Source organism: Solidesulfovibrio sp. (genome assembly GCF_029978005.1).
Lineage (GTDB): Bacteria > Desulfobacterota > Desulfovibrionia > Desulfovibrionales > Desulfovibrionaceae > Solidesulfovibrio.
Genome location: NZ_JARKOZ010000024.1, coordinates 1 through 18,269 on the forward strand (window position 1 = coordinate 1; position 18,269 = coordinate 18,269).

Sequence of the window (18,269 nt, forward strand, 5' to 3'; positions counted from 1 at the left end):
GGCGTATTCTTCAAATATGCGCCTCCCGCCGCGCCCAAGGCCCGACCCGGCCGACCGACCAATCAACGCGCCATGCCAACAAACAAAAGCATAAGAACCAAATGACGACATCCACCACATCTGCCTCCGCGCCCCCCATTCTGCTCACCCTCGGCGACGCCAACGGCATCGGGCCGGAACTCGTCTGCCGGCTGTTGACCGAGGCCCCGCAATGCCATGCTTCCCTGCGGCTCGGGCTCATCGGTCCCGAGGCGGCCCTGGCCGCGCACTGCCAGCGCCTGTCCCTCCCCCGGTTCTGGACGTCGCTGTCCGCCGAGGCCCCGGACGATCTCGCCGCATCGCCTCCCGGCGTCTATCTTCTTTCCCCGCCGCGCCTGGAGGGACTCCCGGTCACGCCGGGCAAGGAGACGCCGGCCGGCGGGCTGGCCGCCGGCGAGTCCCTGGAATACGCCGTTTCCATCCTGGCCCGGCATGCCGACTGGGGGCTCGTGACCGGGCCGTTGTCGAAAAGGGCGCTGAACGAAGCCGGCTTCGCCTTTCCGGGGCATACCGAATTCCTGGCCGAGCGTTCGGGCGTGGGCCGGGCCGGGGTGTGCATGCACCTGTGCGGCCCGGTGCTGCGGGTAAGCCTCGTCACCACCCATCCGCCGCTTTCACGGGTGCCCTCGCTGGTCACCTACGACCGGGTCGCCCTGTGCCTGGAACTGACATGGGACTATGTGAAGCGCCTGGGGATGGCCGCCGCGCCCATCGCCGTGTGCGGGCTCAATCCCCATGCCGGGGAGGGGGGGCTCCTCGGCCGCGAGGACGAGGATGTGGTGCATCCGGCCGTGGCCGCGGCCGTGGCCAAGGGCATACGCGCCGTGGGGCCGCTGCCGGCGGATACGGTCTTTCACCGGGCGGTCGGGGGCGAATTTTCCGCCATACTGGCCATGTACCACGACCAGGGGCTGCCGCCGCTCAAGATGCTGCACTTTCGCGAGACCGTGAACGTGACCCTGGGGCTGCCGTACGTGCGCACCTCGGTCGGCCACGGCACGGCCTTCGAGCTCGTGGGCACGGGCCGGGCCGACTTCGGGAGTCTGCGGGCGGCCCTGGAGCTGGCGCGCAGGCTGACGGGCGGCGGCTGCTAGGCCACCACCCACACGGCCAGGCCCTTGGCCGCCTGGATGATCTTGGTCGAGACGCTGCCGAACAGGAATTCCTCCTGCTTGGACACGCCCCGGCGGCCGACCACCACCGTGCCGTAGCCGCCTTCCTCGGCCAGCCGCAGGATTTCCAGGGCGATGCTCGTGCCGATGCTGCATTCCTGCGATTCGCGAAGGGGCGAGCGGCAGCTGGCCACGAACCGCGTCTCCACCCGGTCCTCGGCCAGGCCGGCCCTAAGCAGCATGGCCCGGGCCTCGCCCAGGGCCTCGTGCACGCGCGCCACGCGCCTGGCGCATTCGTCCTTCCACGAGGCGTCGTCGGGGAAAAGGTCGCGGTCCGGCGGCCGTTCGATGGCCGCCACGGTCACGCGCCGCTCGGGGCCGGTCCCGGTCATGGCGGCGGTGTAGGCCACGGCCCGCCGGGAATTTTCCGAGCCGTCGAAGGCGATCATTATCTTTTCGATGTTCATGGCCGCTCCGTTTGGCGAGGGTGTCAGCGCTGCTTTTCACGGCGGCGAGCGCCCGTTCGAGGTCGCGGATGAGGTCGGGCGTGGCGTCGTAGAAGACGTTGGCCGCCATGGAAAAACGCAGCAGCACGTTGTTGAGCGCTTCGGGCACGTAGGGAAAGAGCTTGCGCAGGTTGACGATACGGTTGGGGAACATGATGGAGCAGTCGTCCGGGCTGATGTGGGCGCGCGCCTGCGGCGAGACGGACTGGGTGGTGTGCTGCCCCATGCCGACGAGGAACTGGAGGATGTTGCCCAGGCCAAAGAGGTCCAGGCCGAAGGGGCTGTCCTGGAAGTCGAAGGTGTAGTCGAAGTCGATCCAGGTGTAGGTTCCGGTGTCGTAGCGGACGTAGAGGTGGTCGCGGCGGACGTCGCCGTGCTTTTCGCCCCGTTCGTGGAGCCAGGCGATGGCCTGGCAGGCCTCGATGAAGCGGGCGAGCACCTCGGGAAACATGTCGAAGAAGTATTCCCTGTGGGAGGTCTCCAGGGCCTCGATCTTTTCGTCCAGGCGCTTGCCCGGTACCAGGTCCAGGATGCGCACCGGATTTTCCGCCGTGTCGGGAACGGTTATGCCCTGCATGAAGCGGTCGTCGCCGCGCACGAGGTCCAGGATGCGCGATTCCTTGCGCGGGCTGCGCGTGCAGGTGACGACCATGGACCCGATGGTCATGGGAAAGGATTCGTGGAACACCAGCTTGACGAGGTTGCGGCCGCCGGTTTCCAGGTCGCGGCAGCGCTTGACCCAGAACTTGGGGTCCTCCAGGCCGAAGCGGCGCTCGGCCTCGTCGCGCAGTACCAGGAAACGGCGCTCGCCCAGGGCGATGACGTCGCCGTAGCCGATGCGCATGAATTCCGTGGTGTCGGTGTGGATTTCCCCCACGTGCCGGGTGGGGAAATCCGGGGCCAGGCGGGCCAGCAGTTCTCGGGCGGATGGGGGCAAGGCGACCTCGCGGAAGTCGTTTTTCCTCCCCTATGCCCGAATCCGGGGCGGCGGGCAATGCCGGGCGGAAAATAACGCGTCTCCGCGGCCGGTTGAGAACCTTCCCGGCGCGCTTGTGCCCGGGCGCGCAAAAAGGCTAGGCATGGGGGGCGGCGCTCCCGATCGCCGGGAGGGGCAGCGTCGGAGACGGCGGCGTGCAACGGGCCGCAAAGGGGAGGGTATGGCAGCGACGGCAGCGTTCAATCGCGGCGCATGGACGGAGCAGGCGTTCTGGCTCGTCGCCTGGGCGGCGCTCGGCGTGTATCTCGTAAGCCGCACGGCCCAGACCAACGCCGATCCGGACTTGTGGGGCTACCTCGCCTTTGGTCGGCTGTTCTGGGAGGGCGGGTTTCCCTGGAAGGACGTCTTCGCCTTCACCCCGGTCAAGGAAGCCTGGGTCTACCACGAGTGGCTGCTCGGCGTGCTCTATTACAAGGCCGTGGCCGCCTTCGGCCTGGAATTTCTCCAATACTGCAAGTACGCGGCGCTTCTGCTCACGCTTTTCCTGGCCGCCGCCGCGGCCGTGGGCCGGGGGGCGCGCCAGGCGGTGGTCTACTGCGCCGCCTTGTACGTGGTGCCCGTTTTCACCATGAACGCCAGCCCGGTGCGGGCCAAGGTCTTTTCCCACCTCTTCTTCGTGGTCACGGTGCTGGTGCTGGAGCGTTGCCGGCGCGGGAGATTCCTTTCCTCCCTGTGGCTTTTTCCGCTCTTCGCCTTGTGGGCCAACCTGCACGGCGAGGTGGCGGTGGGGTTTCTGGCCCTTGGCGCCTACGCCGTGGGCGCGTTTGTCGGCGGCGACCGCCGTCTGGCGTTGCGCCTCGCCGGCGTGGGGCTTGGGTGTCTGGCCGCGAGCTGCGTCACGCCGTACGGGCCGTCCGTGTGGCTCTTTTTCCTTTACGCCTGGAAGCACCCCCGGCCGGACATCCTGGAGTGGCAGAGCATTTTTCATTTCATCAAGGCGTACCCGGAGTTCGGCGTCTTTTTCGCCGCCCTGGCCGTGCTCGTCCTGGCCGCCGCCCTGCTCGGGAAGGGCAGGCGGGACGCCATATCGCTCCTGATGCTCTTCGGGTTTCTCTTTGCTGCCGCCAAGTCGGTGCGTATGCTCACCTATCTGTGCCTGGCCGTGGTCCTTTACGTGCCGGCCTATCTCGACGAGGCGGCGGGCCGGCTGCTGGCGTGCCTTGCGCCCTTGCGCCGCCTGGCCCTGCCAGGCCTTTTTCTGGTCGCCCTGGGCTACGGCGTCTGGCAGGGGGCGTCCCTTTGGCGGCGGGGCATCGCGCGCATCGTCGTGTCCGACGTGGCGGCCTACGATGCGCGCGGCGGCATCATGTTCTATCCCGTGGACGGCCTGCGCCACATCCTGGCCACGAGAGGCGCGGGCAGGATCATGCCGCAGTTCGAGTGGGGCGAATATCTGCTGTGGGAGTTGCCCCCGGCCTTCAAGGTCGGCATGGATGGCCGCTACGAGACGGTCTACGACGACGCCTACACCGACGCCTATTTCGCCTTCGTCAACGGCCGCATCGACGTCGGGGAGTTCCTGGACCAATACGGCGCGGACATCGTGGTGCTCAAGAAAAAGGAAAAGGCCTGGGAACACATGCGCCGCCTCCCGGACTGGGAGGAGGGCTTCAGCAATGAGGGATACAGCGTGTTCTACAAACGCGCGCCAGGCGAGGCAAAGCCCTAAGCGGCGTCGTTGGTAGGTTGTTTTTCCGTTGTCTCATAGCGTTGCGACGCAAGGCGGCAGTGTAGTCCTGCGGCGCGCTTTGATGTCAACGCGAAGTAAAAGAATTGTTTTTGAGATATTCCTTTGCGGCTTCACTGCCGAGTTCGGAGGCCTTGTTTATGTAGAGAATTGATTTGTCTGTCTTTTTTAGATTCGCATAACACAATCCAAGAGCGCAAAGCGCATCATGGCCGGCGGGATTGTCTTTTATTGCATTTTTTAAGTAGTGAAGCGCTTGATGGTATTCGCCGTTTGAGAGAAAGACGGTCCCGATGTCCAGTAGGGAATCGTATTTCCCTTTCCAACATGGGGTGATGTATTTCATTCTGATGAACATAACAAGAGCAGGGATGGTGGTTGCCGTGATATATATAAGGCTTTTATTGATCAAGCCACTGATGAAAATCAGGACGATCGTGAGGACGAAGTATATCGCGGAAGATTGTGCGATATAAAACTGATTTAAAGGGCCAACGGAAAAAGCCAGGCAAACGCCCATGACCATGTCGTTAGGGTATCTTCTTTTGAAATAAATAAAGAGTGTTGCCATTATTGTTATGTAAATTGCAAAGAAAATCAACAATGGGAGAAATACTAGCAATGGGTGAAGGGCGGGCCGGAGCATGCGGAGCCTCTTGTTTTTTAAAAAGCGCTATCTGGGTGTATTTTTGTGATGGACTCGTTTTTCTTTGTTCGTGTCTTCGTGCGAATTTGAATATAGTCGGCTGCTTGCATATTTGTAAATATTTATTTTATGCAAAAACAAACCGTCGTGCGCATGCTGTTTGGTTGTTTGCAAGTAAAGAGCGAATGCGAGCGTGCCTGCGGCGTCCGATGGGCGTCGCTTCGATGCCAAGACATGGCTTTGCTGTGATGTTTTTATTGTTTCGGGTATTATGCCAAAACCAGTGACGAGCCGATGGCCTTCATGGCGACGTGCAGGTCCTCCCTTTCACGTGCCGGTCCGTTTCGCATGCCTGTAACGACATGTAAGCCTTTGACGTCAAATTCAAGAAGTTGAAATATATTTTTCGTATAATCATAATACGATTGAAACAAGCCGGAATTGGGGTTTCCCTGGGTGAACACCAGGATTAGCTTCGTTTTCGGGGTGTTGCATTCCTTGAAATGCGGCGAGAATCGCGGATTGTGTTGGGCGGACAATCGGTCGGTGAAGATTTTCGCTTGGCCGCTCATCTGCCCCATGTAAACCGGCGAGCCGAGAACGAGTGCGTCGGCCTGCACGATCGCGTCGTAAATCCTGTGCATGTCGTCGTTGAGAAGACATCCCCTGTCTCCATTTTTGCAGCCGAAACAACCCTGGCACGGTTTGATGTCGAGATCGTTGAAATGCCATGATTGGATTTCTGCTCCCCGTTCTTTCGCGCCTTCAAGTATTTTGTCGATGGCCCAGGCGGTGTTGCCTTTCCTGCGCGGGCTGGCGTTGAATCCCATGACTCTCATTTCTTCCTCCCCTATGCCTGATCATTTTCCTCTATTGCTTTTGGCGTGATGTCGCCCGCGAACGAGAGCCGAATGACGATGTGTATGTTCGCCTGTGCAAGCGAATGGGGCAGGGCAGGCTCAAGATGCGGGAAAGCGCTTCCCATATTTGCCTGGAGGCGCTTGCGGCGAGTCGGCAGGCGTTGGACGCAAGGGGCGGGGTATTGCCGCGCTGGGCAAATCAGTGCCGAATCGCTCGCCGCCGTACTCCAACTGCGTGTATCAAATTGATCGCCTCCCCCGGCGCGTCGGGCAGCGGAGCAAAGAAAATGGGCCTTGCGACGTATTGTCGCAAGGCCCTGATTTTCTTGGTGGAGGCGATGGGACTTGAACCCACTACCTATGCGTTGCGAACGCATCGCTCTCCCAGATGAGCTACGCCCCCGTTGGAAAAAAGGTCTATAGGCGCAATCCGGGGGGCGGTCAAGGAATCCCTGCCGCCGGCCCGGCAAAAATCCGATCTTCGCCCGGCGGGCGGTTGACCGCGAAGGCGGCCTCTGCCACAGTATCAGCTGGAATTGTCCGGAACCATTATGCCTTTTTTGGCCGATGGCCAAAAGGAGCCCGTTCATGAAAGTCCATCGCGCCCTGCGGATGGAGCGCTGCATCGGCTGCCATTCCTGCTCCCTGGCCTGCGCCAGGCTTGTCTACAAAAGTTTTTCCTGGAACACCGCCGGCATCCGCATCCGCTCCACCGGCGGCGTGTCCAGCGGCTTCCAGGCCGTCCTGTGCCTGGCCTGCGATCCCGCCCCCTGCGCCGCCGCCTGCCCCACCGGGGCCATGGCCCCGCGCAAGTCCGGCGGCGGGGTGCTGCTCAAGAAATCCCTGTGCGTGCAGTGCGGCAAATGCGCCGCCGCCTGTCCCGTGGAGGCCATCAACCTCGACGCCGGCGGCAACCCCAACGTCTGCGTCCACTGCGGCCAGTGCATCCCCTTTTGCCCCCACGACTGCCTGGAGCTGGTGGAGGCCGCCGCGCCCGCCGCTCCCTGCCTGGAGAGCTGCCATGTCGCCGACAAATAACGACAAAACCCTCTTTCGCGTCCTCGTGTACGACCTTTCGGCCAGGCGCGGCGACATCGCGCTTGTGCCGGGACGGGGCGAGGTCATCGGCGGCTCGGGCCTGGCGGCGCTGCTCTACGAAAAATACGGCCTGCCCGGGGCCGCGCCCTTCGATCCCGGCCAGCCGCTGATTTTCGCCATCGGCCCGGCCACGGGCTACTTCCCGCTCATGAGCAAGACCGTGTGCGGCTTCAAGTCGCCGTACAACGGCAACTACGCCGAGTCCCACGCCGGCGGCCGCTCGGCGCTCGCCCTGCGCTTCGCCGGCTTCGACGCTCTTGTGCTGACAGGCAGGGCCGAGCGCCTGTCGACGCTGGTCGTCGGCTCCCGGCGCATCGAACTCCTCGACGTCCACTACCTGCGCGGGGCGGACGTGTTCACCACGGGCAAGCTCCTGCGAAAAATCGCCGCCGGGGCCTCGGGCCACCGCAGCATCCTGCGCATCGGCCCGGCCGGCGAAAACGGCAGCGCCTACGCCTGCATCAACGTGGACACCTACCGCCACTTCGGCCGCCTGGGCGCGGGCGCGGTCATGGGCGCGAAGAACTGCAAGGCCCTGGTGGTCATGGGCGACGGCGACCTGCCCCTACCCGAGGACAAGGCCTATCCCAAGCTCTTCAAGGACATCCACGAGAAGGTCACCTCCTCGGGCATGATGGAGAAATACCACGACCTGGGCACGCCGGCCAACGTCCTGCCCCTAAACGCCCTCAAATCCCTGCCCTGGCGCAACCTGAGCGCCACCAGCGACCCCGAGGCGGACAAGATCTCGGGCGAGGCCTTCGCGGAAAAGCTCCTCATGCACAACGCCGCCTGCGCCGGCTGCCCGGTGGGCTGCATCCACGTCGGCATGGTGCGCGAGATGTTCTCCTCGTCCCACCGCTTCGCCATCCACCAGGTGGCCTACGACCACGAGCCCAATTTCGCCGTGGGCCCCATGCTCGGCGTGACCGACCCCAGCGAGGTGCTGGCCATAAACGACATGGCCGACCGGCAGGGTCTGGACGTCATCTCCGCCGGCGTGGCCCTGGCCTGGGCCGTGGAGGCCACGCAAAAGGGCCTGGTTTCGGAAAAGGAGACCGAGGTGAAGCTGGCCTTCGGCGACGCCGCCGCCTTCAAGCGGGCCATGTGGCTCATCGGGCACAAGGCCAACGACTTCTACGCCGCCCTGGGCCAGGGGGCGCTCGTGGCCGCCAAGGCCTACGGCGGCGAGGACTTCGCCTGCGTGCTCGGCCAGGAGATGGCCGGCTACGCCACGGGCGAGACCTACTTCGCCTCCCAGACCGTGTCCTTCCGCCATTCCCACCTGGACACCGGGGCCTATTCCTACGACCAGAAGCACAAGGAAAAGGATGTGGAGAAGGTGGTCAGGTTCCTGGTGGACGACGAGCGCGAACGCGTGCTCCTGACCTGCCTCGTGGCCTGCCTCTTCGCCCGCGAGGTCTACAAGCCCGACGTCGTGGCCCAGGTCCTGACGTGCCTTGGCCTGCCCGAACTGGCGGCCGGCATCGACGCGGCGGCGGAAAACGCCCGTCGGGCCCGCTGGCGGCTCAAGATGGCCACGGGATACGACCCCAGGGCCACGCGCATCCCCAAACGCTTCGCCGAGATCGAGACCTGGAAGGGGCCGGTGGATGCGGCCTACATGGAGGCCCTGCGCGCGGGTTACGCCGAAGCTGTGCTGTCGCTCGGCTCGCCGCGTCCGGCCGTGTGACGGTACGGCGACGCTCGCAAGCGATGCGGCGGCGGGCCGTGCATTCCGCCGCGCCTCGTGGTAGCGGTGCGGGCAAGGAACTTTCGGTTTCCCTCTCGCACCCCTCCGGGAAAGGAGTCCGCCATGGCCGAGCAGCCGCAAGGCGCGCCGCGAAAGCCTCTCGAAGCGATCCTCAAGGAGGCCCGGGCCACGCCGGCCGGCCTGACCGCCGCCGAGGCGGCCAAGCGCCTGGAGGCGGGCGGCCCCAACGCCCTGCCCGAAAAGAAGGTCAATCCGCTCCTTAGGCTCTTCGGCTACTTCTGGGGCCCCATCCCCTGGATGATCGAGGCGGCGGCGGCGCTCTCGGCCGTGGTCGGCCACTGGGCGGACCTGACCATCATCCTGGTGCTGCTCGTTTTTAACGCGGCCATCGGCTTTTTCGAGGAGCACAAGGCGGAAAACGCCCTGGCGGCGCTGAAAAAACAGCTGGCGCTACGAGCCAGAGCCCTTCGCGACGGGGCCTGGGGCGAGGTGGACGCCGCCGCCCTGGTCGTCGGCGACGTGGTCCGCCTGCGCCTGGGCGACGTCATCCCGGCCGACGCCGTGTGCCTCGAGGGCGACTACCTGAGCGTCGACCAGGCGGCGCTCACCGGCGAATCCCTGCCCGTGGCCAAAAAAGTCGGCGACACGGTCTATTCCGGGGCCGTGGCCAAGCAGGGCGAGATGGTGGCCGTGGTCACGGCCACGGGCGCGAACACCTTCTTCGGCCGCACCGCCCGGCTGGTCTCCACGGCCGGCGCGCCCTCGCACTTCCAGAAAGCCGTCATGACCATCGGCAACTACCTGATCTACCTGACGCTGGCCATGGTGGCCGTGCTCATCCTGGTGGGGCTCGACCGGGGCGAGAAGCTCCTGGAGCTGGCCCAGTTCGCGCTGATCCTCACCGTGGCCGCCATCCCCGTGGCCATGCCGGCGGTGCTCTCCGTGACCATGGCCGTGGGCGCGCTGGCGCTGTCCCGGCTTAGGGCCATCGTCTCGCGCCTGGAGGCCATCGAGGAGATGGCCGGCATGGACATCCTGTGCTCGGACAAGACCGGCACGCTGACGCAAAACAGGCTCACCCTGGGCGAGCCCATCGTGTTCGGGGCCGGGGATGCGGCCGGGCTGCTCCTGCTCGGCGCGCTGGCCTCCAAGGCCGAGGACCGCGACGCCATCGATCTGGCCATCCTGGACGGCTTGGCGGACAAGAAGGCGCTGGCCGGCTTTACCCAGACGTCCTTTACCCCCTTCGATCCCGTGGGCAAGCGCACCGAGGCCAGCGTGACCGACGCCTCGGGCGCGACGTTCGCCGTGACCAAGGGCGCGCCCCAAGTGGTCATGGGCCTGTGCGCGCTTTCCGCCGAGGACGCGGCCCGGGCCGACGCCGCCGTGGAAGGGCTGGCCGCCAAGGGCTCGCGCACGCTCGGCGTGGCCCGCAAGGAAGGGGAGGGGACTTGGAGTTTCTGCGGCATCTTGCCCCTTTCCGATCCGCCCCGGGAGGATTCGGCCGCGACCATCGCCAAGGCAGGCGAACACGGCATCGCCGTCAAGATGGTCACCGGCGACAACACGGCCATCGCCCGGGAAATCTCGCGCCAGCTCGGCCTTGGCGACCGCATCGTCCCGGCCGGGGACTTCTTCGCCGAGGGTGCCGACGTCTCGCGCCTGGGCGCGGACGTGGAGGCGCGCATCGAATCGGCCGACGGCTTCGCCCAGGTCTTTCCCGAGCACAAGTACGGCATCGTCAAGGCGCTCCAGAATAGAGGGCACCTCGTCGGCATGACCGGCGACGGCGTCAACGACGCCCCGGCGCTCAAGCAGGCCGACGTCGGCATCGCCGTGTCCGGGGCCACGGACGCGGCCCGGGCCGCCGCCGACCTGGTGCTGACCGCCCCGGGCCTGTCCGTCATCGTCGAGGCGGTGGAATACGCCCGCCGCATCTTCGAGCGCATGAATTCCTACGCCATCTACCGCATCACCGAGACCATCCGCATCATGCTCTTCGTGGTGCTGGCCATCCTGGTCTACGACTTCTATCCCATAACGGCCGTCATGATCATCCTGCTGGCGCTTTTAAACGACGTGCCCATCATGACCATCGCCTACGACAACACCTACCTGGACCCCAACCCGGTGCGCTGGGACATGCGCCGGGTGCTGACGCTCTCCACGGTGCTCGGCGTCATCGGCGTCGTGGAGACCTTCGGCCTGCTCATCCTGGCCAAGACCTACCTGAAGCTCGACCTGGCCCAGATCCAGTCCTTCGTCTTCCTGAAGCTGGCCGTGGCCGGGCACCTGACGCTCTTCGTGGCCCGGTCGCGCCGGCCGTTCTGGGCCAGCCCCCATCCGGCTCCGGCCATGGTCTGGTCGGCCCTGGCCACCAAGGCATTGGCCACGGCCTGCGTGGGCCTGGGCTGGTTTGTGGCCGCCATCCCCTGGGAGTATGTGGGGCTCATCTGGGCCTACTGCATCGTCTGGCTTTTTATTGAAGATTGGGCCAAGCTCGTGGTATACGGGCACTTGGCCATGGATCGCCCGGCGAACCGCCGGTTTTTCGGCCGCGTCAACCGCCTGCTGCACCCTGCCGCCGCGACGACGGCAAGACCCTAACCATCCGTCCCCTCCAAGGAGCACGCCCATGCCGCTTTTCACGGAACTGCCCGCCTACGCGGCCCTGGCCGAGCATTTCGAGATGGCCCGCGACCTGCGCATGCGGGACCTCTTCGCCGCCGATTCCGGCCGGTTCGGCAAGTTTTCCCTGCGGTTGGGGGATATCCTCTTCGACTATTCGAAAAACCGGGTCACGGACGAGACCATGGCCCTGCTTTTCGGCCTGGCCCGGGAGGCGGGCGTCGAGGCCCGGCGCGATGCCATGTTTTCCGGGGCCAAAATCAACCGCACCGAGGACCGGGCCGTGCTCCACGTGGCCCTTCGCAACCGCGCCGACCGGCCGATCGTCGTGGACGGCGCGGACGTCATGCCCGAGGTGAAGAGGGTGTTGGCCCAGATGCGCGACTTCTGCGCCCGGGTCCATTCCGGGGCCTGGAAGGGGTACACCGGCAAAAAGATCACCGACGTGGTCAATATCGGCATCGGCGGCTCGGACCTGGGGCCGCAGATGGCCACGCTCGCCCTGGCCCATTACGCCGTGCCGGGCATGACCGCGCATTTCGTCTCCAACGTGGACGGCACGCACCTGGCCGAGACGTTCAAGCGCGTCGACCCCGAAACCACGCTTTTCATCATCGCCTCGAAAACCTTCACCACCCTCGAAACCATGGCCAACGCCCACACGGCCCGGGACTGGTTCCTCGCCCATGCGAAAGACGAGGCGGCCGTGGCCAGGCATTTCGTGGCCCTTTCCACCAACGCCGCAGCCGTGGCCGCCTTCGGTATCGACACGGACAACATGTTCGCCTTCTGGGACTGGGTCGGCGGGCGCTATTCCCTGTGGTCGGCCATCGGGCTCTCCATCGCCCTGGCCGTGGGCTTCGACAAGTTCGAGGCCATGCTGGAAGGGGCGTTCGTCGCCGACGAGCACTTCCGCACCGCGCCGTTGGAGCGAAATATTCCCATCGTCATGGGCCTGCTCGGCGTCTGGTACAACAACTTCTTCGGCGCGCAGACCCAGGCGATTTTGCCCTACGACCAGTACCTCACCCGTTTCGCCGCCTACTTCCAGCAGGGCGACATGGAGAGCAACGGCAAGTCGGTGTCAAGCGACGGCCGGTTCCTGGACTACACCACCGGCCCCATCCTCTGGGGCGAGCCCGGCACCAACGGCCAGCACGCCTTCTATCAGCTCATCCACCAGGGCAAGAAGCTCATCCCCTGCGACTTCCTGGCCGCGGCCAAAAGCCACAATCCCCTGGGCCGGCACCAGGACATGCTGCTGTCGAACTTTTTCGCCCAGACCGAGGCGCTCATGCTCGGCAAGACCGTGGAGCAGGCCCGCGAGGAGCTTTCCGGCAAGGGCTACGCGCCCGAGCGCCTGGAGCTGCTGTCGCGGGCCAAGTCCTTTACGGGCAACCGGCCGACCAACTCGTTCCTGTACGAGACCCTGGACCCGAAGACCTTGGGCACGCTCATCGCGCTCTACGAGCACAAGATCTTCACCCAGGGCACGATCTGGGACATCAACTCCTACGACCAGATGGGCGTGGAGCTCGGCAAGGTGCTGGCCGGCGCCATCCTCAAGGAACTGGAGGATGGAAAGCCCGTGGCCTCGCACGACTGTTCGACCAATGCGCTGATCAATTATTACAAGGAATTGCGGGGATAGTTGCCCCGCCGCCGCGCCGGGTCGCATCCCGGCGCGGCGGCAAGGTGCTGCATAAGCTGAAAGGCTTGTGGGATTCCAAAGGGCGGGAGCCCTTTGGCCGCCGGAGGCTTCCCACCTGATACGTCAAAGGGCGCGACGCTATCCGGCGATGCGCAGCAACCGGTCGGCCACGATGGCCAGGGCCATGTCGCGCTTGAGCTCGCAGGACACCGCCAGCTTTCCCGTCACATCCATGGGCTCGCTGGCGTGGGCCGCCGCCAGCTCCTTCTCGAAAGCCGCGCGCAGCAGTTTGAACGACTCCTCCACCTCGGGATAGGCGTTGTCCTCCCGCCAGGGCAGGCGCAACGTCTGCCCGGTGCCGCGCATGGCATGGCTCGGCGTGGCCAGGCTGTAGAAACCCGCTGGCGGCGCGCCGGCCCGCTCGTGCTCGCCCGGGTGGCAGTGGGCCTGCCAGGACGAGGGCGGCTCGGGGATGGTCGAATCCACCCGCACGTAGGGCAGGGCCAGCCCCTTTTCGTGGCCTTCGAGGATCACGGAATAGGTCAGTTCCGGCCGCAGGTTGCCGCGTCGTTTTTCGATGCGCCAGGTGATGAGCATGGGGTGAGCCTCCTTATGTCGCCGGCAGTTCCAGGACGTCGCCGAAGGGCGGGCGGTTTCGGGCCGATTCGGGCACGGCCCACAGCACCGGGTAGGGCGGTTGCTCCGGAAAACGGTTACATTCCATGTCCGTGAGATAGATCAGACAGGCCGGGCGCAGGCCGGCTTCCTCCACTTTGGCGAAGACCGGCCGGAAGTCCGTGCCGCCGCCGCCTTTGGGAAAAAGGGCCGGGAGTGGGTCGCTTCGGCCGAGAAAAAGCGGCTCGGACGCGGCAGCGTCGCAGAAATAGACCACGAGCCGCGTGTCGCAGGCGTCGAGAATGGCCGACAATTCGGCGCAAAAGGCCCGCAGCAGCGCCTCGCCCACCGACCCGGACGTGTCGATGGCCAGGACCACGTCGCCGAGCTGCTGGCTGCGCGGGGAGGGGAGGTAGAGCCCCAGGTGGACGTGGCGGCGGTTGGGCGGCGACCAAGTGTAGTCGCTGACCGCGCGCGACAGGATGAACCGGCGCAGCACCACGGCCCAGGGCAGGCGCGGCCGGGCCAGTTCGCCCAGATGCCGGGCCAGGCCCGCCGGCAGGTTGCCCATGTCCGCCGCGCTGCGAAGGGACTGGCTCACGTCCTGACGCAGCCGCGTCGCCAACTCCTTTCGCCTGGTCTCGCTCGGGTCGCCGGCCAGGTCCGGGTGGTCGCGGACCTCGCCCACGGAAGACGTCGTCGCGCCGTCGCGGGCCTTGTCCGGGGCGTCCTTTTCCCCGGCGGCGGACTGGCGTCGGCGCGTGGCCTCGGCGTCGTCGAAGTCCCCGGGTTTGGCCTCGGCCTCGCGGAGCTTGCCGGCGAAGGGTGCGTTGCCCTCGCCGCCGCCCGCAGCCTCGGGCGCGGGGGCGTCCTTGCGCCGCGACGGCTTGCCGCCGCCGCCCGGGCGCTCCTCGAGCTCGCCGGAAAGGACGGCGTAGATGGCCTCGGCCGTGCGGCCGGCGTGGCCGGCCTCGAAGCGGTAGCCCTTGGGCAGGGTGAAGCCGGCCTCGGCCAAAAGGCCGTTTACGGCCAGGTCGCAGGCCTTGTTCCACAGTCCCGGCTCCCGGTCCCGGCGGCGCAGGTGGTGCTCGAAGCTCACGTGCAGGATCACGTGGGCCAGCATGGCCGCGATCTCTTCCTCGTCGCGAGAAGCCAGGGCGTTGGGGTTGTAGCCGAGCGCCACGCCGTCGGTCCAAAGGTCGGCGCAGGACGTGTCCTCGCGCAGGAAAAGGCGCAGGGCCATGGCCCCGAAAAAGGGATGCCCCAGCACCAGCTCCATCCTGGCCCGGGCGAGCTTTCGGGCGACCGGGTCCGGCCCGTTCACGCGAACACCTCGGCGTTGTCCCGGGCCCAGGCGGCGAAGGCGTCCGTCGCGGCCGCGGCCTTGTCGTTGCGCACGGCCTCGCGCATGAGCAGCACCCCGAATTCCGCCGGCAGGCGCGAGGCGTACCTGGCCAGGGCCGGCATGGTCGCCGGGCTGGCCCGGCGACCCAGGGCCTCGCAAATGGCCGAGGCCACGGCCGGGTCGCTGGGGGCCGGGGCGGCGTCGGGATCGGCCAGCACGCCCTCGGTGTCGGGCAGCTCCCGCCACAGGCGCAGGAACGCCGTGAATTCCACGGCCGCGCCCTCGCCCACGGCCCCGGCCACAAGGGCCGCTTCCACGGCCGGATCGGGCCGGGCGGCAAGGAGCGTGGAGACGAACTCCCAGGACCGGGGCGAGGGGAAGGACCGGTCGGACCGGGCCGGGTCGAAGTCGTGCAAAAGCGCCGGCCGGAAGCGCAGAAAGGCCATCACCTCCGGCCGGATGCCGGCGGTTTCGGCCCAGGCGAGCCAGTCCGGCAGGTGGGCCTCGAATTCCAGGTGCACGAAGCGGTTGGCCAAGGCCGAGGGCATGCGGTGGGTCACGGCCCGGTCCTGGTCGCGGTTGCCGGCGGCGATGACGGCCCAGCCGTCCGGCAGGCGGTATTCGCCCAGGGCCCGGTCCAGGATCAGCTGGTAGCAGGCGGCCTGGACCAGCGGCGGAGCGGCGTTGAGTTCGTCGAGGAACAGCACGCCCTGGCCGCTTTCCGGCAGAAAGGCCGGAGCGCGCCAGTGGGTGCGGCCGTCCTGACCGATGTGGGGCAGCCCGCGCAGGTCCACGGGATCGAGAAGCACGGCCCGGATGTCCGTGAGCGGCAGCTCCAGGGCGGCGGCGGTCTGGGCCGCCACCCGGCTCTTGCCCACTCCGGGCGGGCCCCACAGGAACACGGGCTGGCGCGCAATGATACAGGCCGTCAGGGCGCGGCCGATTTGGGAAGGAATCACGCGGAAAATGCCTCCGGATGCGGTATTGTCCCGAACCGCCGACGCCGGCGCAGGAGCGTGCGTTGTCGCCTGGCGCGGACTTCCAGGCCTGGCGGCGCGCCGGGCATTGCCACCGGGACGGACGATCCGGGACGACTTTTGATATTGACAATGAGAATTATTGTCAACTATCTGCTGCGCAATGGCACCGGTCGCAAGGGCAAGGTCGCGGCTTGGCGAGACGTTACCGGAAGATTTGGGGCAGGCGTGGCAAAGGGGTGGGCGCGTCACAGGGGAAAGACGCGGCGCGCCGGCCATGGCGTCGGCCGGAACGTATCGGGGCAGTCGCGTGGCGTGGCCGAATTCTTCTACGGCGAGGACGGGAATCAGGCGGCCGGGTCCGGCTCCAGGCAGGCCTCGCCGCACACGGCCAGGTAGTCGTCCACGGCTTCCTCGAAGGCCCGTTGCAGGGCCTCGGGCGTGTCGCCGTGGAAGGTCACCACGTCGCGAATGCCGGCGATGCGGCCGTGCAGCGCGCCGTCCTCGTCGCGGCATTCCAGGCAGTAGCCCTTGTAGACGGCGTAGCAGGCGTCGTCGGCCATGGTGTCCCCTCAGGCGACCGCGCCGGCCCGGACGAGAAAGTCCCGGACATCGGCGGCGCAACCTTTTCCCAGTACGTTTTCCGGGTGCGGGCGGTGGAAGAAGCCCTTGACCCCGCCGAGGAGGAACCGCACCCGCGAGCCGGTCGTTTTCTGGTGGTGGTGGATTTCCCGGCCGCCCAGGGCCCGGATGAGCGCCGTGACGTCGTCCCAGGCGATGTCCGCCCGGGGCGGGCAGGCGAAAAGCGCCTGCCAGGTGCGCAGCCGCGCGTTGTTGAGCTTGACGGGCGGCGTCGGGCAGGGGGCGTCGCTCGGGGCCATGGGCGGTCGCTTCCTTATGCCTTGCCTGGGGTTTCGGCCGGTTCCGGCCCCTGGGGCCGTCGCCAGCCCGTGACCAGGGCCACGGCCTTGATGCCCTTCTTCTCGCCGGTGAACCCCAGGCCCTCCTCGGTGGTGGCCTTGACGTTGACCTGGGACCTGTCGAGGCCGAGCAGGGCGGCCACGTTGAGGCGTATGGCCTGGGCATGGGGGGCGATGCGCGGGATCTGGGCGATGACGGTCAGGTCCACGTGCGTGATGGTCAGTCCCCGGCCCCTGGCCAGGATCAGGGCCTCGCTCACGAACACCCCCGAGGCCATGTTGTCGAAGTCCGGGTTGCTGTCCGGGAAAAGCGTGCCGATGTCGCCACCGGCCACGCAGCCCAGAATGGCGTCGACAAGGGCGTGCAGAAGCACGTCGCCGTCGGAGTGGGCCAGCACCTCGGGTGCGCCGAGGATGGGGTAGCCGCCGAGCCTCATGGGCCGGGCCGGCTGCTTGGCCGGGCGTCCGGGGTCGGCGTAGCGGTGGACGTCGTAGCCGTAGCCGGTCACGGGCAGGGCGGCGGGGGGGCTGGCGGCGAGCAAGGCCAAATCCTCCGGGTGGGTGATCTTGCGGTTTTCGGGCGCGCCGGGAACGGTGGCCACCGGCTGGCCCAGGTGCTCGACGAGGCTGGCGTCGTCGGTCACGTCGAAGCCCTCGCCGGCATGGGCGAAGGCCTGGCGCAGCAGGGCGAGGTCGAAGCCCTGGGGCGTTTGCACGGCGGCCAGGGCGTCGCGCTTGAAGGTGCGCCCGACCAGCCCGTCGCGCACCTCCTTGATGGTGTCCGTGACGGGCAGGACCGGGATGACGGCCTTGGCCCCGGCGAAAAGCGCGTCCACGACCCGGCCGATGAGCGCCGCGTCGGCAAAGGGCCTGGCGGCGTCGTGTACGAGGACGTACCGGCACTCCCGCGGCAGGGCGGCCAGGCCGCCGGCCACGGAATCCTGCCGTCGCGCCCCGCCGGGAGCGACAGCGACGGTCACGCCGGGGTCGTTTTTGGCCGTGAGCGTCTCGAGCTCCTTGCGGGCCTCCTCGAGGTCGGCCGGGGGAAAGACCACCACCACGCCGGCCACCTCGGGCAGGCTGGCGAAGGCGCGAAGCGAGCGCCAGTAGAGCGGCCGGCCGTCTAGGCGCAAGAACTGCTTCTTGACGCCGCCGGCGGCCTCGGCCAGCCGGGTCCCGGAGCCGGCGGCCAGGAGCACGGTCCACACGGACACGGAAAATCCTTTGGGTTGGCGGTGAAAAAAAGGGGAGCCGGCCGATAAGCCGGGTTCTGTTCCCCGGAGAAGCTCCGGGGCGGTCGTCATTCCTCTAGGACCGCGATTACCCGCGGCCTCAAGCAACCTACCCGAGGGCACGGCCGGGCCAGCCTTGACGCCCTCCTATTTGGTTTTGCTCCGAACGGGGCTTGCCGAGCTTGCCGCGTCGCCGCGGCAACTGGTGGGCTCTTACCCCACCGTTTCACCCTTACCCGCGC

General features: G+C 66.7%; 15 protein-coding genes, 1 tRNA gene, 1 other RNA gene and 1 pseudogene. 6 read left to right on the forward strand and 12 right to left on the reverse strand.

The annotated features are described in order from the left end of the window. The first annotated feature begins 101 nt into the window (after positions 1 to 101). Complete coding sequence (gene pdxA, locus Q1K70_RS02635; protein ID WP_300155373.1) at positions 102 to 1,133, forward strand: 4-hydroxythreonine-4-phosphate dehydrogenase PdxA; 1,032 nt, start codon at positions 102 to 104, stop codon at positions 1,131 to 1,133. Here the strand turns inward: pdxA and Q1K70_RS02640 are convergent. Together Q1K70_RS02640 and Q1K70_RS02645 are read right to left on the reverse strand one after the other, a co-directional pair. Then, complete coding sequence (locus Q1K70_RS02640) at positions 1,130 to 1,618, reverse strand: universal stress protein (protein WP_366521643.1); 489 nt, start codon at positions 1,616 to 1,618, stop codon at positions 1,130 to 1,132. The genes pdxA and Q1K70_RS02640 overlap by 4 nt on opposite strands. 37 nt (positions 1,619 to 1,655) lie before the next feature. Beyond that, positions 1,656 to 2,594, reverse strand: a pseudogene (locus Q1K70_RS02645) (serine/threonine protein kinase); the annotation flags it as partial. A gap of 220 nt (positions 2,595 to 2,814) precedes the next feature. Here Q1K70_RS02645 and Q1K70_RS02650 point away from each other — a divergent pair. Beyond that, positions 2,815 to 4,323: a hypothetical protein gene (locus Q1K70_RS02650; protein ID WP_300155379.1), complete on the forward strand. Its 1,509-nt coding sequence runs from the start codon at positions 2,815 to 2,817 to the stop codon at positions 4,321 to 4,323. Between the two features lie 85 nt (positions 4,324 to 4,408). Here the strand turns inward: Q1K70_RS02650 and Q1K70_RS02655 are convergent, their stop codons facing one another. The 3 genes from Q1K70_RS02655 to Q1K70_RS02665 all read right to left on the reverse strand — a co-directional run bounded on the left by Q1K70_RS02655 (position 4,409) and on the right by Q1K70_RS02665 (position 6,250). Further along, positions 4,409 to 4,861 carry a tetratricopeptide repeat protein gene (locus tag Q1K70_RS02655; RefSeq protein ID WP_300155382.1) on the reverse strand — a complete coding sequence of 151 codons (453 nt, stop codon included), beginning with the start codon at positions 4,859 to 4,861 and terminating at the stop codon, positions 4,409 to 4,411. A 395-nt stretch (positions 4,862 to 5,256) separates the two neighbouring features. Beyond that, complete coding sequence (locus tag Q1K70_RS02660; RefSeq protein WP_300155384.1) at positions 5,257 to 5,817, reverse strand: flavodoxin family protein; 561 nt, start codon at positions 5,815 to 5,817, stop codon at positions 5,257 to 5,259. Positions 5,818 to 6,174: 357 nt separating this feature from the next. After that, positions 6,175 to 6,250 (reverse strand) — tRNA-Ala (locus tag Q1K70_RS02665). Positions 6,251 to 6,435: 185 nt separating this feature from the next. Here Q1K70_RS02665 and Q1K70_RS02670 point away from each other — a divergent pair. The 4 genes from Q1K70_RS02670 to pgi all read left to right on the forward strand — a co-directional run bounded on the left by Q1K70_RS02670 (position 6,436) and on the right by pgi (position 12,938). Beyond that, positions 6,436 to 6,885: a 4Fe-4S binding protein gene (locus tag Q1K70_RS02670; protein ID WP_300155387.1), complete on the forward strand. Its 450-nt coding sequence runs from the start codon at positions 6,436 to 6,438 to the stop codon at positions 6,883 to 6,885. Then, positions 6,869 to 8,638 (forward strand): aldehyde ferredoxin oxidoreductase C-terminal domain-containing protein, encoded by a 1,770-nt coding sequence (locus Q1K70_RS02675; protein WP_300155390.1) that lies wholly within the window; start codon positions 6,869 to 6,871, stop codon positions 8,636 to 8,638. Before Q1K70_RS02670 ends, Q1K70_RS02675 begins: the two co-directional genes overlap by 17 nt. Positions 8,639 to 8,761: 123 nt before the next feature. After that, the gene (locus tag Q1K70_RS02680) at positions 8,762 to 11,266 is read left to right on the forward strand and encodes a plasma-membrane proton-efflux P-type ATPase (RefSeq protein WP_300155393.1); all 2,505 of its coding nucleotides are present in this window, start codon (positions 8,762 to 8,764) and stop codon (positions 11,264 to 11,266) included. A 28-nt stretch (positions 11,267 to 11,294) separates the two neighbouring features. Further along, a complete protein-coding gene (pgi, locus tag Q1K70_RS02685; protein ID WP_300155395.1) occupies positions 11,295 to 12,938 on the forward strand; it encodes a glucose-6-phosphate isomerase in 1,644 nt (547 codons plus the stop codon). A gap of 138 nt (positions 12,939 to 13,076) precedes the next feature. On the opposite strand, the gene Q1K70_RS02690 is transcribed toward pgi, so the two are convergent. From Q1K70_RS02690 to rnpB, 7 genes are all read right to left on the reverse strand, one after another. Continuing rightward, positions 13,077 to 13,535: a hypothetical protein gene (locus Q1K70_RS02690; protein WP_300155397.1), complete on the reverse strand. Its 459-nt coding sequence runs from the start codon at positions 13,533 to 13,535 to the stop codon at positions 13,077 to 13,079. A 13-nt stretch (positions 13,536 to 13,548) separates the two neighbouring features. After that, positions 13,549 to 14,877: a VWA-like domain-containing protein gene (locus tag Q1K70_RS02695; RefSeq protein WP_300155399.1), complete on the reverse strand. Its 1,329-nt coding sequence runs from the start codon at positions 14,875 to 14,877 to the stop codon at positions 13,549 to 13,551. Beyond that, positions 14,874 to 15,857 (reverse strand): MoxR family ATPase, encoded by a 984-nt coding sequence (locus tag Q1K70_RS02700; RefSeq protein ID WP_300155400.1) that lies wholly within the window; start codon positions 15,855 to 15,857, stop codon positions 14,874 to 14,876. The genes Q1K70_RS02695 and Q1K70_RS02700 overlap by 4 nt, the downstream gene beginning before the upstream one ends. Before the next feature lie 365 nt (positions 15,858 to 16,222). Continuing rightward, positions 16,223 to 16,438 (reverse strand): hypothetical protein, encoded by a 216-nt coding sequence (locus Q1K70_RS02705; RefSeq protein WP_300155402.1) that lies wholly within the window; start codon positions 16,436 to 16,438, stop codon positions 16,223 to 16,225. 9 nt (positions 16,439 to 16,447) lie between these two features. After that, a complete protein-coding gene (locus Q1K70_RS02710; protein ID WP_300155404.1) occupies positions 16,448 to 16,756 on the reverse strand; it encodes a type II toxin-antitoxin system HicA family toxin in 309 nt (102 codons plus the stop codon). A 14-nt stretch (positions 16,757 to 16,770) separates the two neighbouring features. Then, positions 16,771 to 18,009 carry a 2-C-methyl-D-erythritol 4-phosphate cytidylyltransferase gene (gene ispD, locus Q1K70_RS02715; RefSeq protein ID WP_300155406.1) on the reverse strand — a complete coding sequence of 413 codons (1,239 nt, stop codon included), beginning with the start codon at positions 18,007 to 18,009 and terminating at the stop codon, positions 16,771 to 16,773. Between the two features lie 29 nt (positions 18,010 to 18,038). Further along, an RNA gene (gene rnpB / locus Q1K70_RS02720) (RNase P RNA component class A) lies at positions 18,039 to 18,269 on the reverse strand; the annotation flags it as partial.